The organism is Pseudoclavibacter sp. VKM Ac-2867 (assembly GCF_015351275.1).
In the GTDB taxonomy this organism is placed as follows: domain Bacteria; phylum Actinomycetota; class Actinomycetes; order Actinomycetales; family Microbacteriaceae; genus Pseudoclavibacter.
The window spans coordinates 157431-180090 of sequence record NZ_JADKSL010000006.1 but is presented as its reverse complement, the minus strand read 5'-3'; the positions used below and the strand labels follow the sequence as shown (position 1 = coordinate 180090).

Annotated in this window: 21 protein-coding genes; 7 read left to right on the top strand and 14 right to left on the bottom strand. The window is 66.4% G+C overall.

The window, feature by feature from the left end:
• Window position 1: 1 nt before the first annotated feature.
• The 5 genes from ITJ67_RS08180 to dhaK form a co-directional block, all read right to left on the bottom strand.
• Complete coding sequence (locus ITJ67_RS08180; RefSeq protein WP_104241170.1) at window positions 2-1477, bottom strand: flotillin family protein; 1476 nt, start codon at window positions 1475-1477, stop codon at window positions 2-4.
• A 95-nt stretch (window positions 1478-1572) separates the two neighbouring features.
• Entirely contained in the window at window positions 1573-2040 is a 468-nt protein-coding gene (locus tag ITJ67_RS08175) for an NfeD family protein (protein WP_104241169.1), read from the bottom strand.
• 133 nt (window positions 2041-2173) lie between these two features.
• On the bottom strand, window positions 2174-2878 hold the full coding sequence (dhaM, locus tag ITJ67_RS08170) for a dihydroxyacetone kinase phosphoryl donor subunit DhaM (RefSeq protein ID WP_160071703.1): 705 nt from the start codon (window positions 2876-2878) through the stop codon (window positions 2174-2176).
• Window positions 2875-3507 (bottom strand): dihydroxyacetone kinase subunit DhaL, encoded by a 633-nt coding sequence (gene dhaL, locus ITJ67_RS08165; protein ID WP_160071702.1) that lies wholly within the window; start codon window positions 3505-3507, stop codon window positions 2875-2877. Before dhaL ends, dhaM begins: the two co-directional genes overlap by 4 nt.
• A 3-nt stretch (window positions 3508-3510) precedes the next feature.
• Window positions 3511-4512 carry a dihydroxyacetone kinase subunit DhaK gene (gene dhaK, locus ITJ67_RS08160; RefSeq protein ID WP_194677287.1) on the bottom strand — a complete coding sequence of 334 codons (1002 nt, stop codon included), beginning with the start codon at window positions 4510-4512 and terminating at the stop codon, window positions 3511-3513.
• Between the two features lie 188 nt (window positions 4513-4700).
• On the opposite strand from dhaK, the gene ITJ67_RS08155 reads away from it, so the two are divergent.
• Complete coding sequence (locus tag ITJ67_RS08155; protein WP_104241166.1) at window positions 4701-5498, top strand: MIP/aquaporin family protein; 798 nt, start codon at window positions 4701-4703, stop codon at window positions 5496-5498.
• A 154-nt stretch (window positions 5499-5652) separates the two neighbouring features.
• Window positions 5653-7167 carry a glycerol kinase GlpK gene (gene glpK / locus ITJ67_RS08150; RefSeq protein WP_160071701.1) on the top strand — a complete coding sequence of 505 codons (1515 nt, stop codon included), beginning with the start codon at window positions 5653-5655 and terminating at the stop codon, window positions 7165-7167.
• A 126-nt stretch (window positions 7168-7293) separates the two neighbouring features.
• Here glpK and trpD read toward each other — a convergent pair whose 3' ends face one another.
• Entirely contained in the window at window positions 7294-8352 is a 1059-nt protein-coding gene (gene trpD / locus ITJ67_RS08145; RefSeq protein WP_194677286.1) for an anthranilate phosphoribosyltransferase, read from the bottom strand.
• Window positions 8353-8458: 106 nt separating this feature from the next.
• Here trpD and ITJ67_RS08140 point away from each other — a divergent pair, with 106 nt between their 5' ends.
• The 4 genes from ITJ67_RS08140 to ITJ67_RS08125 all read left to right on the top strand — a co-directional run bounded on the left by ITJ67_RS08140 (window position 8459) and on the right by ITJ67_RS08125 (window position 12687).
• Window positions 8459-9091 (top strand): cytochrome c oxidase subunit 3, encoded by a 633-nt coding sequence (locus ITJ67_RS08140; protein ID WP_236558405.1) that lies wholly within the window; start codon window positions 8459-8461, stop codon window positions 9089-9091.
• Between the two features lie 22 nt (window positions 9092-9113).
• Window positions 9114-9947, top strand: a complete 834-nt coding sequence (locus ITJ67_RS08135; RefSeq protein WP_104241162.1) for a c-type cytochrome — start codon at window positions 9114-9116, stop codon at window positions 9945-9947.
• 72 nt (window positions 9948-10019) lie between these two features.
• Window positions 10020-11099 (top strand): ubiquinol-cytochrome c reductase iron-sulfur subunit, encoded by a 1080-nt coding sequence (locus ITJ67_RS08130; protein WP_104241161.1) that lies wholly within the window; start codon window positions 10020-10022, stop codon window positions 11097-11099.
• The gene (locus tag ITJ67_RS08125; protein ID WP_104331154.1) at window positions 11083-12687 is read left to right on the top strand and encodes a cytochrome b; all 1605 of its coding nucleotides are present in this window, start codon (window positions 11083-11085) and stop codon (window positions 12685-12687) included. Before ITJ67_RS08130 ends, ITJ67_RS08125 begins: the two co-directional genes overlap by 17 nt.
• 1209 nt (window positions 12688-13896) lie before the next feature.
• On the opposite strand, the gene ITJ67_RS08120 is transcribed toward ITJ67_RS08125, so the two are convergent.
• The 5 genes from ITJ67_RS08120 to ITJ67_RS08100 all read right to left on the bottom strand — a co-directional run bounded on the left by ITJ67_RS08120 (window position 13897) and on the right by ITJ67_RS08100 (window position 19015).
• Complete coding sequence (locus ITJ67_RS08120) at window positions 13897-14319, bottom strand: cytochrome c oxidase subunit 4 (RefSeq protein WP_104241158.1); 423 nt, start codon at window positions 14317-14319, stop codon at window positions 13897-13899.
• Entirely contained in the window at window positions 14316-16037 is a 1722-nt protein-coding gene (gene ctaD, locus ITJ67_RS08115; RefSeq protein ID WP_104241157.1) for a cytochrome c oxidase subunit I, read from the bottom strand. The genes ITJ67_RS08120 and ctaD overlap by 4 nt, the downstream gene beginning before the upstream one ends.
• Before the next feature lie 11 nt (window positions 16038-16048).
• On the bottom strand, window positions 16049-17002 hold the full coding sequence (coxB, locus tag ITJ67_RS08110) for a cytochrome c oxidase subunit II (protein WP_104241156.1): 954 nt from the start codon (window positions 17000-17002) through the stop codon (window positions 16049-16051).
• Window positions 17003-17130: 128 nt separating this feature from the next.
• Window positions 17131-17496: a HesB/IscA family protein gene (locus tag ITJ67_RS08105; protein ID WP_104241155.1), complete on the bottom strand. Its 366-nt coding sequence runs from the start codon at window positions 17494-17496 to the stop codon at window positions 17131-17133.
• Window positions 17497-17596: 100 nt separating this feature from the next.
• On the bottom strand, window positions 17597-19015 hold the full coding sequence (locus ITJ67_RS08100; RefSeq protein ID WP_194677285.1) for a dipeptidase: 1419 nt from the start codon (window positions 19013-19015) through the stop codon (window positions 17597-17599).
• 40 nt (window positions 19016-19055) lie between these two features.
• On the opposite strand from ITJ67_RS08100, the gene ITJ67_RS08095 reads away from it, so the two are divergent.
• On the top strand, window positions 19056-19640 hold the full coding sequence (locus ITJ67_RS08095; RefSeq protein ID WP_160071698.1) for a DUF3043 domain-containing protein: 585 nt from the start codon (window positions 19056-19058) through the stop codon (window positions 19638-19640).
• 164 nt (window positions 19641-19804) lie between these two features.
• Here ITJ67_RS08095 and ITJ67_RS08090 read toward each other — a convergent pair whose 3' ends face one another.
• From ITJ67_RS08090 to hisD, 3 genes are read right to left on the bottom strand one after another with little or no spacing between them, the layout of a single operon-like run.
• Window positions 19805-20836: a quinone-dependent dihydroorotate dehydrogenase gene (locus tag ITJ67_RS08090; RefSeq protein WP_194677284.1), complete on the bottom strand. Its 1032-nt coding sequence runs from the start codon at window positions 20834-20836 to the stop codon at window positions 19805-19807.
• Complete coding sequence (gene nrdR / locus ITJ67_RS08085; RefSeq protein WP_104241151.1) at window positions 20833-21342, bottom strand: transcriptional regulator NrdR; 510 nt, start codon at window positions 21340-21342, stop codon at window positions 20833-20835. Before nrdR ends, ITJ67_RS08090 begins: the two co-directional genes overlap by 4 nt.
• Window positions 21342-22646: a histidinol dehydrogenase gene (gene hisD, locus ITJ67_RS08080; protein ID WP_194677283.1), complete on the bottom strand. Its 1305-nt coding sequence runs from the start codon at window positions 22644-22646 to the stop codon at window positions 21342-21344. Before hisD ends, nrdR begins: the two co-directional genes overlap by 1 nt.
• Window positions 22647-22660 lie beyond the last annotated feature (14 nt).

Sequence of the window (22660 nt, the reverse complement as noted above, 5' to 3'; positions counted from 1 at the left end):
GTCAGACCCCGGGAGTCGTATCGCTCGTCGCGCCGGTCGGGTTCATGCCGCCCTGCTTGGAGAACGAGCCGACCAGCTGCTGCAGGTCGATGCCCGTGAGGGTCTTGAGCACCTCGGTGCCCTCGCCCAGCACGGAGCCGACCGTCTTCGTGACGGCACTGGCGCCGTCCGTCGAGATGACGGTGAGCTTCTCGATGTTGCTAATCGGGTCGGCCGCGGCGCGGACGATCTCCGGGAGGCGGGAGATGATCTCCTGCGCGATGGCAGCCTCGCCGTACTTCTGCAGCGCCTGCGCCTTGGCGTCCGTCGCGGCAGCCTCGGCGAGACCCTCAGCCTGGATCGCAGCGGCGCGAGCGTCACCCTCGGCGCGGATACCCGCTGCGAGCGCGATCTGGCGGTCACGGTCGGCTTCACCGGAGTACCGCACGGCGGCGGCGGCGGCCTCGGCGTCCTGGACGGCGGCGACCTTGTTGGCCTCTGCCGTGCGTGTGCGCTTGTAGACCTCGGCGTCGGTAGCCGCGTTCTCGGTGTCGCGGATGGCGTTGGCCTGCTGGACCTTCGCGTAGGCGTCGGCCTCGGCGGGCTTGCGGATCTCGATGTCGAGTCGCTCCTGAGTCACGAGAGCCTGCTCGATGAGCGCCTCGCGCTCCTGCTGGGCGACGAGCCGGTCCTGCTCGGCGCGAGCGAACTGACCGGCCGCTTCGGCCTCGGCGTTCGCTCGGTCGGTCTCGGCCTTGATCGACGCCTGGCGCAGTCGGAGTTCCTTCTCACGTTCCGCGATGCGCTCGGATGCCTCGATCTTGGCGAACTCGGAGACCCGAGCAGCCTCAGCCTCGCTGACCTCTGCGACCTGGCGCGCACGAGCGGACTCGGAACGGCCGAGGTTCTGCAGGTAGTCGCTACCGGGGGTCGAGATGTCGGAGATGTTGAGGAGGTCGACCTGCAGGCCCTGCTCGATGAGGTCGGCCTTCGTCTCCGACACGACTCGGTCGGAGAGGCTCTTGCGGTCGGAGATGATCTGCTCGATCGTCATGTCGCCGACGATGGAGCGCAGCGAGCCCTCGAGCGACTCGCGGATGATGTCCGTGAGGGCCTCCTGCTGGTCGAGGAAGCGCTGGGCCGCGCGGCGAACGCCTTCCTCGGTGCCGGACACCTTGAAGTTGATGGATGCCTTGATGGCGATCTTGATGCGGTTCTTGTCGACACCCTCGACCTGGATTCCGATCTGACGCTGCTCGAGCGAGAGGGCGAAGCCCTGCTGCAGGATGGGCCACACGAAGGTGCGGCCGCCGATGACGACGCGCTGCCCCGTCATGTCGCTCTGCGCCTTCTGGCCGGCGCCGCGACCGACGATGATGAGCGCCTCGTTCGGCGGGACGCGTCGGATGCGCGACGCGATGAACACTCCGAGGGCGAGCAGCGCGATGATGATCGCGATGACGCCGATCACAGTGACGTTGGCAGTTATCAAGTCCATATGGTCGATTTCCTGTCGTGGAGGTCGTGGGTGGTCATGCTGTGGTCATGAGGCGCCCGACGGCGCAGGGAGTCGGCCAGCTGGGCGTCTCCCGATCAGATGGATTCGCGTTCGACTTTGACGCGCGAACCGAGGTGCTGCACGACGCGGATGCGCGCGCCCTGCTCGATCTCACCGTCGGCGAACGCGAGGCGTCGCTCGATCTCGTGGGACCCATCGAGCGCGACCTCTCCGCTTGAGATCGTGATCTTGGACATCGCCGTGCCGGTGTCTCCCGTGACGTCCCGGGGCACGCCGTCGCTGCTTCTCGACAGGTTGCGCACGAGCAGCGACGAACCGACGTAGGCGATGAGGCCGATGACGATCGCGACGATGTAGGCCCAGAACTGCGGCAGGCCCATGCTGTCGGTGATGGCGCCCGAGGCGCCGAAGACGACGAGCGCGACGGCCAGGCCGGGAACTGAGAGCAGCCCGCCAGCATCGACGTCGAGGACTTCCCCGAAGAAGAGCGAGAAGACCAGAAGCCCCAGGCCGATCGCTCCGATGATGATGAAGACGGTCATGACGGTGAGCTCCCTGGTGGCCGCGTGCGGCGGGGTGTCCCGCCGCCTCGCGTTGATTCTACCGAAGGCTGAGACACCGCGGCGCGGAGACCTCTCCGGCGCGGCGGCGCCTCAGCCTGCATTCCGACGGAGATCAGGCTTCTCCGAAGCCGGAGCTGATGAGCGCCGCGATCTCGGATACGGCCCGCTCGGCCTCCGCGCCCGTTGCCGAGACCTCGATCTCCTGCCCCTTCGAGGCCCCGAGGGAGATGATCCGGAGCAGGCTCTCCGCGTCGGCCCCGCCGATCGTGATCTGCGCATCGAACTTCCCTGCCGCCGATACCAGCTGGGCCGCTGGCCGTGCGTGGAGCCCCTGCTCGTTGACGATCTCGACCTTGGTGCTCACGCGAGGAGCCGCGGCCTCGTCCTCAGCCGACGGTGCCGTCACCCCGTTTCCTGGCGCATCCTGCTCGCCGCCGTCCCTCTGCCAGGCCGACTCCCCCGCTTGCGACACGGCCTCCAGCGAAGCCCCTCCGGCCGCGGCGACGGCGGCAGCGACGGTGCCTTCCACGAGCGGCGCATCCACCAGGCGCACGTCCCCGGCGTCATCGTCGAGCATCTCGAGCACCGTCTCGGCGGTGAGGACAGCGGAGCCGAGGTCGGTGAAGACGGCAACTCCCTCTCCCGACTGCGCTGTCGCGACGGCGCGTTCGATCAGCTCGAAGCTCGTGCCGATGCGGCCGTCCTCGGTGCCGCCAGCAGCGACGATCGTCACGTCCTCGGCCATCTGTCCTGCAAGCTCGACGAGGCCCTCCGCGATCCGGGCAGAGTGTGACACGACGACGATGCCGACTGTCATGAAGCCGCCTCGACAGCCGCGCCAAGAAGGTAGGCGGTCGACTGCGCGCCCGGATCTCGGTGCCCGGCGCTTCGTTCGCCCAGGTAGCTCGCTCGGCCCTTCCTGGCGACGAGTGGCTCCGTCGCGGCCGCACCCTCTACGGCCGCGAACGCCGCGGCGCGGAGCACCGCGACGCCGTCGTCGCCAGCGGCGGCCGCCTTGCTCGCGGCGGAAGCGGCGGGAGCCCAGGCGTCGACCATGGTCTTGTCCCCCGGCTGTGCCTTGCCACGCTGCTGCAGCCCTGCCGAGGCCGCCTCGACGAAGGCAGCCACGTCCCCGGGCTCCAGCTCGGGCTTGCCCTTGAGCGCTACAGCACCCTTCAGGAAAGCCGTCCCGTACAGCGGTCCGGCCGCTCCGCCGACCGTGGAGATCAGCGTCGTCGCGAGCAGCTTCAGCACGTCGGCTGGCGTGGCATCCGCGTCGAGCGAGGAGAGCTTCCCGAGCGCGGCCTGGAATCCGCGATCCATGTTCTCCCCGTGGTCTCCATCGCCGATGTTGCGATCCAGATGGATGAGCTCAGTGCGGTTCTCGGCCATCGAGGTGGCGGAGAGCTCCACCCAGCGCCTCGCCCAGTTTCCGTCGAGTGTCATGTTCTACCTTCCCCACCGAAGTGCCGCTGTGTGCACCGGTGCATCCCACAATGCCGTGAGTTCGTCGTCGAGTCTGAGAACGCTGATCGAGCATCCTTGCATCTCGAGTGATGTCGTGAAGTTCCCGACGAGGTGCCTGGTTACCGTAATTCCGTGTTCCTTCAGCACCTGTGCGGCGCGACGGAACACGATGTAGAGCTCGATTTCTGGGGTGCCGCCCATTCCATTGACAAACAGCAGCACGTTATCGCCGGAGGCGAATGGCAGATCCTCGAGAATCGGGGTGAGCAGACGGTCGACAATCGCATCGGCAGGCTCGATCGCGATTCTCGCGCGGCCCGGCTCTCCGTGAATGCCGATCCCGATCTCGATCTCATCCTCGGCGAGGTCGAAGCTCGGCTCGCCAGCGTGCGGCACGGTGCAGGCCGAGAGGGCGACGCCCATGGACCTCGTGTTCGCGTTGACCCTGGTCGCGAGGTCTGCGACGGTGTCGAGGTCGTCTCCGCGCTCTGCCGCTGCCCCGGCGACCTTCTCCACCAGCACCGTTCCAGCGACTCCCCGCCGACCGGCGGTGTAGAGCGAGTCCTTCACGGCGACGTCGTCGTCCACGAGGACCGTCCGCACCTCGATGTCCTCAGCCAGCGCAAGGTCGGAGGCCGTCTCGAAGTTCAGGACGTCGCCGGTGTAGTTCTTGACGATGTGGAGCACACCCCGACCGGCGTCCACGGCCTTCGTGGCCTCGAGGATGGGGTCAGGCGTCGGGGAGGTGAAGACCGGCCCTGGCACTGCAGCGTCGAGCATTCCGTAGCCGACCAGCCCGCCGTGCATTGGCTCGTGCCCGGAGCCGCCGCCGGAGACGATCCCGACCTTGCCCTCCACAGGTGCATCGTTTCGCACGAGGAATGCGGGCTCCGGCGCCACCCGCAGAATATCCGCGTGGGCCAGCGCCATACCCTCGAGCGCTTCCTTGACAACGTCCTTCGGATCGTTGATCAGCTTCTTCACGATCATCCTCTCGACGAGATTTCGGCAGCAGCATTGCAGCCACGCTCAGCCTAGTGCCGACGGCGGGTCACAATTCGGGAAATTCGCTCGTAACACGCACGTCAGAGTTGTTCCTGTGCCTAGGGTGAAGAACCGCTCAATCGCGGCACGGGCTCGCCCCGTATCGAACTTCCCAGAAAGGCAATCCCGTGGATCTAGGATCGATCTTCTTGGCCGAGCTGGTGGGCACCGCAGTGCTCGTCCTCCTCGGTTGCGGTGTCGTCGCCAACGTCGTCCTCAAAGACACGAAGGGCAATGGCGGCGGCTGGCTTCTCATCAACTTCGGCTGGGGCTTCGCCGTCTTCATCGGCGTGCTCTCGTCAGCGGCATCAGGCGGCCACCTCAACCCAGCAGTGACGCTGGGACTCGCGGCCAACACCGTCGTCACCGGCGGCTCCGTGGACGTCGCCGAAGTCGGGCTGCGCATCGTCGCTCAGCTCATCGGCGCCATCCTCGGTGCCGTCGTCGTCTGGCTCGCCTACAAGCTCCACTTCGACGACGAACCGGACGCTGGTTCGAAGCTCGCGGTCTTCGCGACGGGTCCGGCCAAGCGCAGCCTCGGCTGGAACACCGTGACGGAGATCATCGCGACCTTCGTCCTGGTCCTCGCCGTCATCGCATTCCAGAACTTCCCGGCCTTCTCGATGGCGAACACTGACTCGACGGCACCCGACATGGGCAGCCTCGGAAACCTCGCACCGCTCGCCGTCGCGATCGTCGTGGTGGCCATCGGTGCGAGCCTCGGTGGCCCGACCGGCTACGCCATCAACCCAGCCCGCGACCTCGGGCCGCGCCTCGCGCACGCCTTCCTTCCCATCAAGGGCAAGGGCGGCAGCGACTGGAGCTACTCCTGGGTTCCGATCGTCGGACCGATCATCGGCGGTGTCCTCGCTGGCCTCGTCGGCACAGCGATCCTTCCTGCCGCAGCTTCCGCCTTCGGCGCCTAGCACCCACAGGGCAACCTCGACGCTTTCTGGGCCGGAGTCTTCACAGTTCCGGCCCCGAAACTGTCTGCAGGACACCACCAGCGATGCTCGCGCCAGTCCCGCATCGTGTTTTTCACCGCTGGCACATCACCACCTCTGACAAGGGAGTCACTCCGTGAGCAAGTACGTCATCGCCATCGACCAGGGAACCACCTCCTCGCGAGCCATCGTCTTCGACCACTCCGGGTCGATCGTGTCCACGGGACAGCTCGAGCACGAGCAGATCTTCCCGAAGGCCGGCTGGGTCGAGCACGACCCCAAGGAGATCTGGAACAACACGCGCGAGGTCATCGGGCAGGCCCTCTCGAAGGCGAACATCACGAGGCACGACATCGCGACGATCGGCATCACGAACCAGCGCGAGACAGCCGTCGTCTGGGACAAGACCACCGGGGAACCCGTCTACAACGCCATCGTGTGGCAGGACACGCGCACGCAGCCCATCGTCGATCGGCTCGCGGCCGAGGGTGGCGTCGAGCGATTCAAGGACACCGTCGGACTCCCCCTCGCCACCTACTTCTCCGGAACGAAGATCGTCTGGATCCTGGAGAACGTCGAGGGTGCACGGGAGCGCGCCGAGGCAGGCGACCTGATCTTCGGCACGACTGACAGCTGGGTGCTCTGGAACCTCACCGGCGGCGTCAACGGAGGCGTCCATGTCACCGACGTCACGAATGCCTCCCGCACGCTCTTCATGGACCTCGAGACGCTCGCCTGGGACCAGTCGATCCTCGACGCATTCGGGGTTCCCGCATCGATGCTCCCTGAGATCAAGTCGTCCTCCGAGGTGTACGGCCACGCCAGCACGCAGTCGCTGCTGCGCGAGGTTCCCATCTCCGGCATCCTCGGTGACCAGCAGGCGGCGACGTTCGGCCAGACGGCCTTCTCCTCAGGAGAGGCGAAGAACACGTACGGCACCGGATCGTTCCTCATCTACAACACGGGCGAGAAGATCGTGAAGTCCGAGAACGGACTCCTCACGACGCTCTGCTACAAGCTCGGCGACGCGGCTCCCGTCTACGCGCTCGAAGGCTCGATCGCCGTGACCGGGTCGCTCGTGCAGTGGCTGCGCGACAACCTGGGCCTCATCAACTCGGCTCCGGAGATCGAAGAGCTGGCGAGCAAGGTCGAGGACAACGGCGGCACCTACATCGTCCCGGCGTTCTCCGGACTCTTCGCCCCGTATTGGCGACCGGACGCACGCGGCGCCATCGTCGGCCTCACGCGCTTCGTGAACAAGAACCACATCGCGCGCGCGGCCCTCGAATCCACGGCGTACCAGACCCGCGACGTCCTCGAGGCATCCAACGCGGACTCCGGCGTGCCCCTCGCGGAGCTGAAGGTCGATGGCGGCATGGTCGCGAACGACACGCTCATGCAGTTCCAGGCGGACATCCTGAACACGGATGTCGTGCGCCCCGTCGTCACGGAGACGACCGCCCTCGGCGCGGCCTACGCCGCTGGGCTCGCAGTCGGGTTCTGGAAGGACCTTGACGAGGTGTCCGCCAACTGGCAGGAAGACAAGCGCTGGACGCCGCAGATGCCGGAGGAAGAGCGCGAGCGTCTCTACCGGAACTGGAAGAAGGCCGTCTCGAAGACCCTCGACTGGGTTGACGAGGACGTCAAGTAGCGCGCCTGCGCACTTCCCGACGACCGAGGCCCTGAGCAGTTTCCTGCTGAGGGCCTCGGTCCGTCCTGGCGCGGCGGCGGCGAGTCGCTCACCTTGCCATCCCGCTGCGCCGATCGGCGACTGGCTTCACGCGGAGCGCGTCGCTGCCACCCACGCATCCAGCGTTGCGATCGCGCGGCCGGAGTCGATGCTGGTGGCCGCGTCGGCGATGCGCGCCGCGAGGCGCTCCCGGAGCGGCCGCTCCGCCGCTTCAGGCGTCACCGCGAGGTCGTAGGCCACGAGGCCCGCCGCCGCGTTGAGCAGCACGATGTCTCGGACAGCACCGTGCTGCTTCCCAGAAAGCACAGCGCGGGCGATGGCCGCGTTCTCCTCTGGCAGACCGCCGAGGAGCTCCCGCATGTCGTAGGTGCCGAGGCCGACATCCCGTGGGTGCAGATCGTGTTCGGTGATCGCCCCGTTCGAAACCTCCCAGATGTGGCTGTAGCCGGTGACGCTCAGCTCGTCGAGGCCATCGTCGCCCCGGAAGACCAGAGCGGTGGCGCCGCGGGTGCGGAAGACCCCGGTGATGAGCGGGATGGCTGCCTGGCGGGCGACCCCGACGGCGGACGCCTCGGGTCGAGCAGGATTCGTGAGAGGGCCGAGCAGGTTGAAGACCGTGGGAACTCCGAGCTCACCACGCACTTTCTTGGCATGGCGGAACCCCGGGTGGAACTGCGTGGCATAGACGAAAGTGAGTCCGACCTCCTCGAAGATCCGTCCCACTCGAACAGGGTCAGCCGTGTGGACTGCGCCAAGCGCCGAGAGCACGTCGCTCGAACCGGACTTCGCGCTCGACGCGCCACCCCCGTGCTTCACGACGGGGACACCCGCACCGGCGCAGACCATCGACGCCATCGTGGAGACGTTCACCGTCCCGACCATGTCGCCGCCGGTGCCGACGATGTCCAGCGCCAGAGGAGGAACCTCGAGCGGGACGGCGTGCTCGAGGATCGCGTCGCGGAACCCGACGACCTCCTCGACCGTCTCGCCCTTGGCGCGGAGGGCGACCAGGAACGCTGCGAGACGCGCTTCGCTGACCTCGCCGCTCATGACCTGGCGCATGGCCCAAGTGGCCTGTGCGACGCTGAGGTCATCACCGCCAAGGAGCTTCTCGAGCAATCCGGGCCAGGTCTCGGTCGATGTCATGCAGGAAACGATAGCCGTCCACCACCCAGGCACACCTAATCGGACGCGACCCGCCGGTCAGCCGTGCGTTGTCTCGGGAACCTGGGAAATCGGTCATAATGGTCAGGTGACTGCTGCAACCACCGCTCAGGCCGTGCACACGGTCCATCGCCCCAATACGACTGCCATCGGCGTCATCGTTTGGCTCGGTAGTGAGGTGATGTTCTTCGCTGGGCTCTTCGCGATCTTCTTCACTCTGCGCTCAATGGCGCCAGAGCAGTTCGCCGAAGGCCACAGTGCGCTGAACGTGCCCTTCGCCACCATCAACACGCTGATCCTCGTCAGCTCATCGTTCACGTGCCAGTTCGGCACGTTCGCGGCTGAGCGCGAGCAGGCCCGCGCCACCGGCAAGAGCCCCAAGAACTGGGGGGCGATCGAGTGGTTCTACCTCACCGTCCTGCTCGGAGGCATCTTCGTCGCCGGTCAGGTCTGGGAGTACGCCACCTTCGTCAGCGAGGGCTACGTCCTCAACCTGAACGCGTTCACGAGCGCCTTCTACATGACGACCGGCTTCCACGGCCTGCACGTGACTGGCGGACTCGTCACGTTCCTCCTCGTGATCGGCCGCATGTACTCTGCCCGCCGCATGGGAACTCGCGAGGTCAGCAGCGCGCTGGGCATCTCCTACTACTGGCACTTCGTCGACGTGGTCTGGGTTGCGCTCTTCTTCGTCATCTACCTGCTGCCCTACTTCTCGTAGCCCGATCCTGGAGAACACACCAATGTTCCGAACGACCAAACCACGGACTGCGAAGACGGCGACCCGCAAGACGGCTCGCCGCCGCACCCCCCTCGCCACCGCAGCCCTCCTCGGCGCAGGACTCCTGCTGACCGGTGGCGCGTACACCGCGATCGACACGGCAACCACGGCTGCTGCAGCCGAGGACGTGGCCCCTGCCAGCGCCGCCGACATCGAGAACGGCGCTGCGCTCTTCGGCGCAAACTGCGCGACGTGTCACGGCATGAACGCCGCGGGCACCGAGAACGGCCCGAGCCTCATCGGCGTCGGCGCGGCTGCCGTGGACTTCCAGGTCGGTACCGGCCGCATGCCCATGCAGGCCAACGCTGCCCAGGCCCCTGCCAAGCCCGTCCAGTTCGACGAGCAGGGCATCTCCGACCTCGGTGACTACATCGCATCGCTGGCCCCCGGCCCCGCCGTGCCCGACGAGAAGTACTTGCAGGCCGACGGCGACGCAGCCCGTGGAGCAGAGCTGTTCCGCATCAACTGCGCTATGTGCCACAACGTCGCAGGTGCGGGCGGTGCCCTCACCGAGGGTAAGTTCGCGCCCGAGCTCATGACGGTCGAGCCCGTCCACCTCTACGAGGCGATGATCACGGGCCCGCAGAACATGCCCGTCTTCAACGACGCGAACCTCACCCCTCAGGACAAGGCCGACATCATCACGGCGATTCGCTGGCAGACCGAGGTCACCGGCACGATCGGCGGCAACAGCCTCGGATCGCTTGGTCCAGTCTCCGAGGGCCTCTTCATCTGGATCTTCGGAATCGGCGCAGGCGTCGCGATGGCGGTCTGGATCGCCACTCGACCGAACTAGTGCCGGAAGAAACCCGGCACGGGTCCAAACGACTTACTGCAGCTGAACAGACACACCCAGAAAGGGATCACCATGGCTGATGGCGAACACGGCGGAGAGCTTCGCACTGCTCCTTCGTCGGAGCGGGCGCCTCACATCGGGACCGCGATCCTTCCCAAGGACGGCTTCGAGAACCCTGGCATGCCGGCGCACCGCGACCGGATCACAGACGCGGACCCCGCGCAGGCGAAGCGCACGGAGCGCCTCCTCGTTGCGCTGTTCGTGTTCTCGGCACTCGCCAGCATCTTCGCTGTCGTCGCCTACTTCGTGTGGCCGATCAGCCGCGAGGACATCTCCACCGTCCGCCTGAACAACATGTTCCTCGGCATCGGCATCGCGCTTGCGATGCTCGCCATCGGCATCGGTACGGTCGCCTGGTCCAAGTACCTCATGGCCGACCACGAGATGGCTGAGGCCCGCCACCCGGGCAAGGGCTCCCCCGCCACTCGCTCGCGAGCGGTCGAGGTCTTCGCGCAGGCGAACGAGGAGTCAGGCTTCAGCCGCCGCAAGCTGTTCCGCAACTCCCTCATCGGAGCTCTTGTCGCCATGCCGCTTCCTGGCATCGTGCTCTTCCGCGACCTCTACAACGGCAACAACCCGGACCCGGTCGAGTCGCTCTCCCACACCATGTGGGAAGAGGGAACCCGCCTCGTCCGCGACCCCACGGGAACGCCGATCCGCGCTGCGGACGTCACCTACGGATCTGCCTTCCACGTCATCCCCGACGGCCTGATCGATCTCGAGCATCACCTGCTCGAGGAGAAGGCCAAGGCGGTTGTCCTGCTCATGCGCTTGCCTGCTGACCAGCTCAACGAGCGCGAGGACCGCGCTGGATGGTCCTACGACGGAATCGTCGCCTACTCCAAGGTCTGCACGCACGTCGGTTGCCCGGTCGCTCTCTACGAGCAGCAGACGCACCACCTGCTCTGCCCCTGCCACCAGTCGCAGTTCGACGTCAAGAACCACTGCGAGGTCATCTTCGGACCGGCGGGACGCCCGCTCCCGCAGCTGCCGATCGCTGTCGACGACGAGGGCTACCTCATCGCGCAGAGCGACTTCACCGAACCTGTCGGACCGAGCTTCTGGGAGCGACGCCATGACTACAACGTATAAAGCTCCGGTACGCGAGGGCGGGTTCATCGCCGGCGCAGCCAACTATCTCGACGAGCGCACCACCATCTCCGGTGCGGTCAAGGAGTTCGGGCGCAAGATCTTCCCGGACCACTGGTCCTTCATGCTCGGTGAGATCGCGCTCTACAGCTTCGTCGTCATCCTGCTCTCCGGAACCTTCCTGACGTTCTTCTTCGACCCGTCGATGGCCCACGTCGAGTACGAAGGTTCCTACCTCCCGCTCAAGGGCATGGGCATGTCGGCCGCCATGGCGTCGACGCTCGACATCTCCTTCGACATCCGCGGCGGACTGCTCATGCGCCAGGTGCACCACTGGGCAGCGCTGCTGTTCGTGGCGTCCATCGGGCTCCACATGCTGCGCGTCTTCTTCACCGGAGCGTTCCGCAAGCCCCGCGAGCTCAACTGGGTCGTCGGCTTCGTGCTCTTCATCCTCGCGATGGCAGAGGGCTTCACCGGCTACTCGCTCCCCGATGACCTGCTCTCCGGCAACGGCCTGCGCATCATCGACGGAATCATGAAGGGCATTCCGCTCGTCGGAACCTGGGTCTCCTTCCTGTTCTTCGGCGGCGAGTTCCCAGGCACCGAGATTGTCGGACGCCTCTATTCGCTGCACATCATGATCCTGCCCGCGATGGTCATCCTGTTCATCGCGTTGCACCTGGCGCTCATGGTGATCAACAAGCACACGCAGTGGCCCGGACCCGGCCGAACGAACGGCAACGTCGTTGGAAACCCGGTCCTCCCGGTGTTCGCTGGCAAGGCAGGCGGATTCTTCTTCCTGATCTTCGGCCTCATCTTCCTCATCGCGTCGTTCTTCTCGATCAACCCGGTCTGGAACTACGGACCGTACGACCCGTCCCCCGTCTCCGCCGGTACCCAGCCCGACTGGTACATCGGATTCGCCGACGGCATGCTGCGACTCATCCCGCCCGGCTGGGAGGTGTACTGGTTCAACCACACGTGGTCGTTCGCGATCCTGACCCCGCTGATCCTCATCGGAATCTTCATCGTGCTGGTTGTCGTCTACCCCTTCATCGAGGCATGGATCACCGGTGACAAGCGCGAGCACCACCTGCTCGACCGCCCGCGCAACGCTCCCACCCGTACCGCAATCGGCGCTGCTGGCGTGACCTTCTACGCCGTCATGTGGGCCGCCGCGAGCTCCGACCTCATGGCGACGCACTTCCACCTCGCCATGGAGCACGTCATCCACTTCCTGCAGGTGATGCTGTTCCTCGGACCGGTCATCGCGTACATCGCGACGAAGCGGATCTGCCTCGGACTCCAGAAGCGCGATCGTTCGCTTGCGCTGCACGGTGTCGAGTCGGGTCGTGTCCTGCGGCTCCCCCACGGCGAGTTCGTCGAGGTCGAGGTTCCGCTCGACAAGTACGACCGGTGGGAGCTGGTGTCCTACAACGAGCAGGCCCCGATCATGCTTCGTCCGAACGAGGACGGCAAGATCACGGCTCCCATGCGCCTGCGCGCCGCAATGTCGCGCTGGTTCTTCGAGGACCGCGTCGAACCCGTCACGAAGACGGAGATCGAGCAGGCACACCACGGCCACCACTAGGTCGTAGCAACTCCCTGAGCCTTCGGGCGCAAGAGGGGCTGTCAGTTCCGCTTCAGCGGACTGACAGCCCCTCTTCTTGTACTCGGGCCACTCCTCCGTGAAGTCCTGGGTGGCACGCACGGGAGACCACGGAGGCTGTTCCCACACTTCAGGACTCTCGACCGGGACGAGATCTCGTGGAGCGCTGTTGCGTACTCGCCATCGGCAACTCGCAGACGAGTCGCCCGCACGCGAAGTCGCACGAGGGAACGAAGAAGCCAGGAGACGCGGGAACGAGCAGGAGCCGTCAGCGTTGCCGAATTCCCGCCGCGAGTTCCCCGCCACTCGAGTCGCTGTCCTGCCCCCAGGAGCGCCCCAGAGCGCCCCCAGATTTCATCAGGAACGGCCTGAAGACAGTACGAACGCAGCAGGAGCCCGCGCCGCGACCGGCACGGAGACCCTGCACGGGCTCGGCCCACTTCCGCGACCTCCTGGACTCGAGACGGGAGGGAGCCCGCCATATCCACTGCACTGCCCACGCTTGGCGCGCACCGGATGCGGGCCCGCGGCATCGGACCCAGGACGGGCACTCTTGCGCCGACTGCGCCCCAGCGGGCATCGGGTGAGCGGCGTCCGGCAGAGAGAGGCAGAGGCAGAGGGAGAAGTCTCGAGGCCCAACGTGCGCGTGCTCCTTCTGCGCGTGCTGGGGCCTCAACCCCTCCCCTGGAGCACGAACACAAACCTTCGAGTCCAGGAGCGTCACAGGGCAACGTGGGGTTGTCAGGGCAACGTCACGGGTGATCGCGGCGCCGTTGGGACTGTCCAGCCGCCGTCGGACTTGTCAGGACGCCGCGAGAGCCTCTCACTCAGCAGAGTGCAGTTCCCGGCACGGCAGCACGTGACCGTGAGGCACCCGGCGCGGGTGCGGTCGGCGCGGGTGCGGTCGGCGCGGGTGCGGTCGGCGCGGGTGCGGTCGGCGCGGGTGCGGTCGGTGCGGTCGGTGCGGTCGCCGCGGGTGCGGTCGCCGCGGGTGCGGTCGCCGCGGGTGCGGTCGCCGCGGGTGCGGTCGCCGCGGGTGCGGTCGCCGCCTGTGCGGTCGCCGCGGGTGCGGTCGCCGCCTGTGCGGTCGGCGCGGGTGCGGTCGGCCTGGGCTGAGTTGGTCGCTGCAGCAGGGACGGCAAAAGGCCCGCCCCTCTTACGAGGGACGGGCCGGAAGCCTGCAAACGGCGCCTAGTGGGCGTAGCGTCCGCGGTAGTACTCGAACACCCAGCCGACGATGGCGATGATGAACAGCGGTGCCGCGAAGTACGCGAACCACCATCCGCCGATCGACAGGCCGAGGAAGATCAGCCCGACGGCAAGGGCCAGCACGAACGGCCACCAGCTCTGCGGCGGGAAGAAGCCGAGCTCAGGATCAGCGTCAGCGATCTCGCCGTCGAGCCTGTCCTCGGGAAGGACGTGCACTCGGAACGGCTTCGCCGAGCTGCCGAGGTAGAAGGCGACGAAGGCGACGAAGATACCCGACAGCGCCAGCGCCACGATGCCGACCCACTCGTAGTGGCCGAGGGCCGCGTGAGTCCAGAGGGTGTAGACGACGGTCACGACCGCGTAGAAGACGGCGAGGACCCAGAGGAGGCGTGCGGAGGTCTTCACTCTCGTTCTCCGATCTTGTCGTTGACTGGCGTCAGGTCGCGGTAGCCGTGCGGTGCGACCTCGGGGTGGTTGAGGTCGAACGCCGGACGCTCCGAGCGGATGCGCGGGATGGACGTGAAGTTGTGACGCGGCGGCGGGCAGCTGGTCGCCCACTCGAGCGAGGAGCCGTAGCCCCACGGGTCGTCGACGGTCACCTTCGGTGCGTTGCGGGCCGTGATGAAGACGTTCAGGAAGAACGGCAGCAGCGAGATCGCGAGCACGAAGGCACCGAACGTCGAGAGCTGGTTCATCCACGTGAAGTTGTCTTCGGGCTGGTACGTCGCGTATCGACGCGGCATGCCCATGACGCCAAGCCAGTGCTGGATGAGGAACGTCATGTGGAAGCCGATGAACAGCAGCCAGAACTGGATCTTGCCGAGGCGCTCGTTGAGCATCTTCCCCGTCCACTTCGGCCACCAGAAGAAGAAGCCGGCGAACATGGCGAAGACGATCGTTCCGAAGATCACGTAATGGAAGTGCGCCACGACGAAGTACGTGTCAGACACGTGGAAGTCGAGCATGGGCGAAGCCAGGATGACGCCCGTCAGACCACCGAAGACGAAGGTGACGAGGAAGCCGAGCGAGAACAGCATCGGGGTCTCGAACGTGACCGAGCCACGCCAGAGCGTACCCAGCCAGTTGAAGATCTTCACGCCCGTCGGCACGGCGATGAGCATCGTCATGAGCGCGAAGAACGGCAGGAGCACAGTACCCGTCACGTACATGTGGTGAGCCCACACGGAGGCGGAGAGTGCCGCGATGGCGATCGTCGCGTAGACGAGGGTCTTGTAGCCGAAGATCGGTTTTCGGCTGAAGGCCGGGAAGATCTCGGACACGATGCCGAAGAACGGCAGCGCGAGGACGTAGACCTCTGGGTGGCCGAAGAACCAGAACAGGTGCTGGTAGAGGATCGCTCCCCCGGCCTCGACGTCATAGATGTGCGTCAGGAACACGCGGTCCATCAGCAGACCGAACCAGGCGGCCGCGAGCACGGGGAAGGCGAAGAGCACGAGGATCGACGTGATCATCGCGTTCCAGGTGAAGATCGGCATGCGCCACATCGTCATGCCAGGTGCGCGCATCGTGATGATCGTCGTGATGAAGTTCACGGCTCCGAAGATCGTCGCGAATCCTGTCGCCGCGAGCCCGGCAACCCAGAGGTTGCCTCCGACTCCCGGTGAATAGGTCATCGTCGACAAGGGGACGTAGGCCGTCCAGCCGAAGGATGCCGCACCTCCCGGCGTGAGGAAGCCACCGACCGCGATGAGCGCGCCGAAGGTGAAGAGCCAGAAGGCGAACGCGTTCAGTCGCGGGAACGCGACGTCGGCCGTGCCGATCTGCAGGGGCACGAGCACGTTCGCGAAGCCGGAGAAGAGCGGCGTTCCGAACATGAGCAGCATGATCGTGCCGTGCATCGTGAACAGCTGGTTGTACTGCTCTTTGGTGTCGATGATCTCCATGCCCGGCTCGAAGAGCTGGGTGCGGATGACCAATGCCATGACTCCGCCGATGCAGAACCAGACAAAGCTCGAGATCAGGTACATGTACCCGATGGTCTTGTGGTCCGTCGAGGTGATCCAGGTGACGAGGACGTTGCCCTTGCGCTCGACAGAGCGGCTCGGAGCCGTGGTCGCCTCAGAGACCGGGGTGATGCCTGGACGGTTCAGCGTTGACGTCATTTTCGTCGCCCCTATTCCGACTCGTGGTTGAACTCGGGAACATCAGTGCCCGGAAGGTTCTGGTTGCGGTTGTAGTCGTCGCCGTGGGCGCCGACGTTGCCCGCCGCGCGCAGCTCGGCGATGTAGGCGTTGTACTCGGCCTGCGAGACGACCTCGACCTGGAAGAGCATCATCGAGTGGTACTCGCCGCACAGCTCGGCGCACTTGCCCATGTAGGTGCCTTCACGTTCTGGCACGAACGACATGGTGTTGGTGTGGCCGGGGATGTTGTCGATCTTGTAGTGGAAGTCGACGACCCAGAAGGAGTGGATGACGTCGCGCGACTTGATGTCCAGCGTGACGTTTGCGCCGACCGGGAGGACGAGCTTGGGCAGCGCTGCCTCGTCGATGGTTCCGGTCGCAGCTCCTCGCTCGCCGTCGACAGACGGCTCGCGGTCTTCCTGCGCCTGGATGCCCTCGTAGTAGACGCCGGAGTCGTAAGCGGTGTTGCTGGTCGGCAGGTAGTTGAAGTCCCATGCCCACTGCTTGCCATAGACCTCGATCTTCACGTCCTGCTCTTCTTCGGCGAAGTTCGAGACGACGGGGGCCTCCTCTCGCACCGTGAAGGCGAAGAAGCCGGCGACGAGGATGATCGGGACCACGGTGAAGAGGATCTCGATGGGCATGTGGTAGCGCAGCTGCGCTGGCAGACCCTTTTCGCCCTTGCGGCGGCGGTACATCACGGATGCCCAGATGATGAGCCCCCAGGTGATGCCGCCCACGACAAGCAGAATGATCCAGGAGTTGACCCAGAAGTTCGTAAAGGCGTCGGAATGGTTGGTGACGCCGGGGTCACCGGGCATGTAGCCCCGTAGTTCTTGCGACGTGCAGCCAGCCAGAATCAGAATCAGGGCTGCTGCAATCGGAGCGGCGAACCACTTCACGCGGCGGGTGTCTCGCACGGCAAACCTTTCGAGGTGACGCATACAGGTTGCTGTCAGTCTAGTGGGAATCTCGCGGGCGAACGACTCGGGGCGCGCGGAGACGACGAAACGGCGCGGTCAAAGACCACGCCGTTTCGGGTGTGTCGCGGGACGCTGCCCCGCGTGTCGCATCAGTGGAAGGAGTCGCCACAGGCACAGGATCCCTGCGCGCTCGGGTTGTCGATCGTGAAGCCCTGCTTCTGGATCGTGTCTTCGAAGTCGATCTTCGCGCTGTCAAGGTAGGGGACGCTCATCGGATCGACGATGACTTCCACACCGTCGAAGTCGACGGTCGCGTCGCCATCGAGGATGCGCTCGTCAAAGAACAGCTGGTAGATCAGCCCGGAGCAGCCGCCAGGCTGCACGGCGATGCGGAGGCGGAGTCCGCCTTCGCTCTCCTGGCCGATGAGGTTCTTGATCTTGTCCAGGGCCGCCTGCGTGAGGGTCACGGAGTGCGTGGCCTCGCTCACGGTGATGCCTTCAAGAACTGCGCTCATTGATTCTCCTCGTGCTGCTCGGCGGGACGACCTGCTCCCGCGCTCTTCACGTCGATAACGGCGTGTGAGCCAAGGATATTCCTCCCACGCAGGAATCGCATCACCGGATGTCCTCGTCGACGCGAGCGAAGCGGTGCAGGAACAGTGCCTCTGCTGAGATCGCCCGGCGGAGGACTCCGAGGTCCTGCGACTCGTTCGGGCTGTGCGCCATCGTCGCCGGATCCTCGACTCCGGTCACCAGGATCTCCGCCTCCGGGTACACCTCGGCGAGTGCCGCGATGAAGGGGATCGATCCGCCGATGCCCGTCTCCGCTGGCTGGGCGCCCCATCCGTCCTCCATCGCCCTCTTCATGAGACCGACGGCTGGTCCCGCCGTGTCGACGAGGAACGGCTGCCCCAGGTCGGGCTGGGTGATCTCGATGTGCGCCCCGAAGGGCGCATGCTCGCGAAGGTGCCGTTCGATGGCCTCGAACGCGCGTGCGGCGTCGTCGCCCGGGGCGATGCGCGCGGACAGCCGCACGGAGACCGCTGGGAGGAGCGTGTTCGAGGCCTCATCGACGCTCGGCGCGTCGATGCCCGTGATCGTGATCGCGGGCTGGTTCCAGAGTCGGTCATGGACGGTGCCGGCGCCGATAGTGGTGACTCCCTCGAGCAGTTCCGCGTCACGGCGCACGTCGGACTCGTCGCCCCCGGAGGGTCCGTCGGCACGCGAGACGAGCCCGGAGACCGCGACGGCTCCGCGCTCGTCCCAGAGGGAATCGAGCAGCCTGACGGTCGCGAGCATCGCATCCGGGACCGCTCCCCCGAGCATTCCGGAGTGCGAGGCATGGCCGAGCGTTCGCACGGTCACCTTCATCGTCACGTTGCCGCGCAGAGAGACGGTCAGGCCGGGGACGCTCGTCGAGGGGTTGTCGCTGTCCGCGACGATGATGGCGTCAGCACCGAGAGCCGCCTTGTGCTTCTCGAGGAAGTCGGCGAAGCTCCGCGAGCCGTTCTCCTCCTCCCCCTCGATGAAGACCGAGATGCCGATCTTCGGCCGACCGGACGTCGCCGCGCTGAGCGCCTCGACAGCCGCGATGTGGGTCATGACCCCGGCCTTGTCGTCGCTGGCACCGCGGCCGTACAGGCGGCCATCGCGAAGCGTCGGCTCAAACGGCGGAGTGCGCCAGTCGTCGGCGCTGCCCTGCGGTTGGACGTCGTGGTGCGCGTAGAGCAGAACCGTCGGCTGGCCGGGCTCCGCCGGCCTCGTTGCGATCACCGCGGGCTGCCCGGCATAGCCGTCGGCGGTCTCGACGCCGTCGATGTCCACGGTTTCGAACACCCCCGTCTCGCGGAGCAGCTCTGCGGTGCGCTCTGCACTGCGTCGCACGTGGACTCGGTCGAAGGCATCCCAGGACACCGATGGAATGCGGACAAGCCCGGCTAGCCGCGCGATCGTGGTCGGAAAGCGGTCCTCCACCGCTCGGAGGAGCGCCTGTTCCTGGTCATGTGCATCGAGTGGGGCATCGGAGAGAGTCATAGCGGTTAGGCTAAATCACCCAGAGTTCTTGAGAGGCATCATGTCGAAGCACGAGTCCAAGAGCGCCGAGACAGCATCGCTTCCCGCGAAGAGTCCGGCCAAGAAGCAGCAGCCGACCCCCACGAGGCGCGAGCGCGAGGCGCAGAATCTGCGTCCCCTCGTCCCCGAGGACCGCAAACAGGCCAAGCGCGAGATGCAGGCGAAGGTGCGCATCGAGCAGGCCAAGGCACGTGAGGGGCTCGCCAAGGGCGACGACCGCTACCTCCGTCCCACCGAGCGCGGCCCGCAGAAGCGCTTCATGCGCAACTACATCGATGCGCGGTACTCCATCGGCGAGCTCCTGCTCCCGATGATGTTCCTCGTCATCTTCGCCACCTTCATCCCGAGCCAGTCTGTCGGCATCTGGGCCATGAGCTTCATCTGGGCATTCCTCGCCGTCTGCGTGCTCGAAGCTGTCATGATCGCGAACATCATCAAGCGACGCATCGCGGCTGTCGTCGGCAAAGACAAGGTCGAGAAGGGCATCATGATCGGCACGATCGCCCGGAGCCTGCAGCTGCGCGTCATGCGCATGCCGAAGTCGCAGGTCAAGCGCGGCGCCAAGATCGAGTTCACGGGCAAGTAGTCCTCGCCCGGAGCTTCTTGCTCGTCTGCAGAAACTCGAAGGCCCGAACGGTATTCCGCTCGGGCCTTCGCTGTTTCACAATCTAGACCTGCACGGTGCCCAGCAGGTGTCAGCTGCCTGAGAATCGCGAAGACGGCACGATCTGCGAGCAGCGAGGCCTGCTCTCAGCGCTGCAGGCGCGCGAGCCCCCGGTTGATGCTGGCAGCCCAACCAGGGCCGGCATAGAGAAACTCCGTGTACCCCTGCACAAGCGTCGCGCCGGCGTCGAGACGCCGCTGCACTTCGGCGGCATCGGCGACACCTCCGACGGAGATGATGCAGAGGCGGTCCCCCGCCGTCTCCTTGACGATTCGCAGCACCTCGAAGGAGCGTTCCGTGAGCGGGCGTCCAGAGAGGCCTCCGGCACCGAACGCCTCGACGACCCGCGAGGACGTGCGGAGTCCGGACCTCGAGATGGTCGTGTTCGCGGCGATGACGCCAGCGAGCCCCTCGTCGATGGCCAGCTGTGTCACTTCGCGGATCTCGCCGTCCGTGAGGTCTGGTGCGATCTTGACCAGTAGCGGCACGTCTGGCGCAGCGTCACGGGCAGCCCGCAGGATGGGCGTGAGGGACTCGAGCGATTGCAGGCTGCGCAGGCCGGGCGTGTTCGGCGATGAGACGTTGACGACCAGGTAGTCGGCGACGTCCTTCACCCCCGACGCGGCTGCGGCGTAGTCGAGGTGCGCGTCCTCTGCTTCGGTGGTCTTGTTCTTGCCGATGTTGACGCCGACGATGACGGTGCGGTTTCGGCGAGCCGCGATGTTCGCCGCCGCGAGCTCCGCTCCCCGGTTGTTGAAGCCCATGCGGTTGATGAGCGCGCCATCCGCGACGAGCCTGAAGAGGCGTGGGCACGGATTCCCGGGCTGCGGGCGCGGCGTGACCGTGCCGACCTCGACGTGCCCGAAACCGAGGGCCGCAAGCCCGTCGATGTCTTCTGCGTCCTTGTCGAATCCTGCTGCGAGACCGAACGGCGATGCGAAGCGAAGCCCCATCGTCTCGACCGCCAGCGACGCGGCCGGGGCCGTGAACGGCGACGTCATCTTGGCCGGTAAGCGACGCCCGAGAGTCCTGATGACGCCCGACGCGAGGGCGTGGGCACGCTCCGTGTCCATCTTCGACAGAACGTGGGTGAAGAGCAGGCGGTACGCGGCGTTCATCTGACCTCTTCCTCGATGGTGGGCTCGCCGTCGGCCGACTCCGTGGCGTACTGGGCCCTGATGCCGTCTTCGTGCATCTGCTCGATGGCGGCTCGGAAGTCGTCGAGGCTCGCGAAGCCCTGGTAGACGCTCGCGAACCGGAGGTACGCGACATCGTCGAGCTCGCGCAGCGGTGGCAGGATCGCGAGCCCGATGTCGTTGGCCTCGATCTGGGATGCCCCCGTCGATCTGATGCTCTCCTCGACCCGCTGAGCCAGCAGAGCGAGATCGGTGTCGGTGACGGGCCTCCCCTGGCACGCCTTGCGCACCCCGGCGACGACCTTGTCCCTCGAGAAGGACTCGACGACGCCATTGCGCTTGATCACCGCGAGGCTCGCCGTCTCGGTCGTCGAGAAACGGCGACCGCATTCGGGGCACTGCCGCCTGCGACGGATCGCGAAGCCGTCGTCGCTGGTCCGGGAGTCGATGACCCTCGAGTCGGGGTGCCGGCAGAAGGGGCAGTGCATCAGCTGAACCTCGCCGTCACTGCTTCGCCGTGCGCGGGGAGGTCCTCAGCTTCGGCGAGCGCCACGACGTGGCCGCTCACCGTCCGCAGCGCCTCGCGGTCATAGCGGATGATCTGCTGCGGCCGCAGGAACGTGTGCGCCCCGAGGCCGGGAGTGTGGGCGGCCTGCCCTCCCGTCGGCAGCACGTGGTTCGACCCTGCGAGGTAGTCGCCGAGGCTCACGGGCGAGTTCGCCCCCATGAAGATCGCACCGGCGTTGTGGAGCGTCGCGAGCACCGCCTCGGGCTCACGGGTCTGCACTTCGAGGTGCTCAGGTGCGTACGCGTTCGAGACCACGGCTCCGGCAGCGAGGTCGTCGACGAGGATGAGCGCGGACTGGCGTCCGCCGAGCGAGATGCGGACCCGTTCGGCGTGCTTCGTGGACGCGGCTCTGGCGGCGACGCGCTCGAGCACTCGTTCAGCCCACTCTGGGTCCGGTGTGACGAGGAGGGCCGAGGCGAGCTCGTCGTGCTCCGCCTGGCTGACGAGGTCAGCGGCGACATGGTCGGGATCCGCCGAGTCGTCGGCGAGCACGAGGATCTCGGTAGGTCCGGCCTCGGAGTCGATCCCGACGAACGACTGCACGATGCGCTTCGCAGCCGCCACGTAGATGTTGCCAGGGCCCGTGATGACCTCAACGGGCTCGAGGCCGATGTCTGGGACGCCGTGTGCCAGCGCGCCGATCGCGCCGGCCCCGCCCATCGCGTAGACCTCCGTGATGCCGAGCAGGCCAGCCGCACCCAGGATCGTCGGGTGCACGCTCCCGCCGAATTCGCGCTGAGGCGGCGACGCGATGGCGATCGAGGTCACCCCGGCGGCCGCGGCCGCACAGACGTTCATGACGACGCTCGACGGATAGACGGCCTTGCCTCCTGGCACGTACAGGCCCACGCGGGCCACAGGGTGCCAGCGGAGCTCGACGATGGCGCCGTCGCCGAGCGTCGTCACCCGCGGCGCAGGGACCTGCGCCGCGGATCCGGCCCGCACGCGCTCGATCATGGCCTCGAGGCCAGCACGAACCCGAGGGTCGAGGCCAGCCGTCGCTTCGTCGATGGCCTCCTGAGGTACCCGCAGATGGGGCGGCTCGACGCCGTCGAGGCGAAGGGCCTGTTCACGGAGGGCGGCCCCGCCTTCGTCACGGACCGCGGAGATGAGCTCCGCTGCGGTGCCGAGGGCGCGCGTCACGTCGAGCTCGGCACGAGGGAGGATGTTCCGGAGCTCGGAGGCGCTGAGCGCAGAACCACGCAGATCGATGAGTTGCATCATGGTTTCTCCATCGT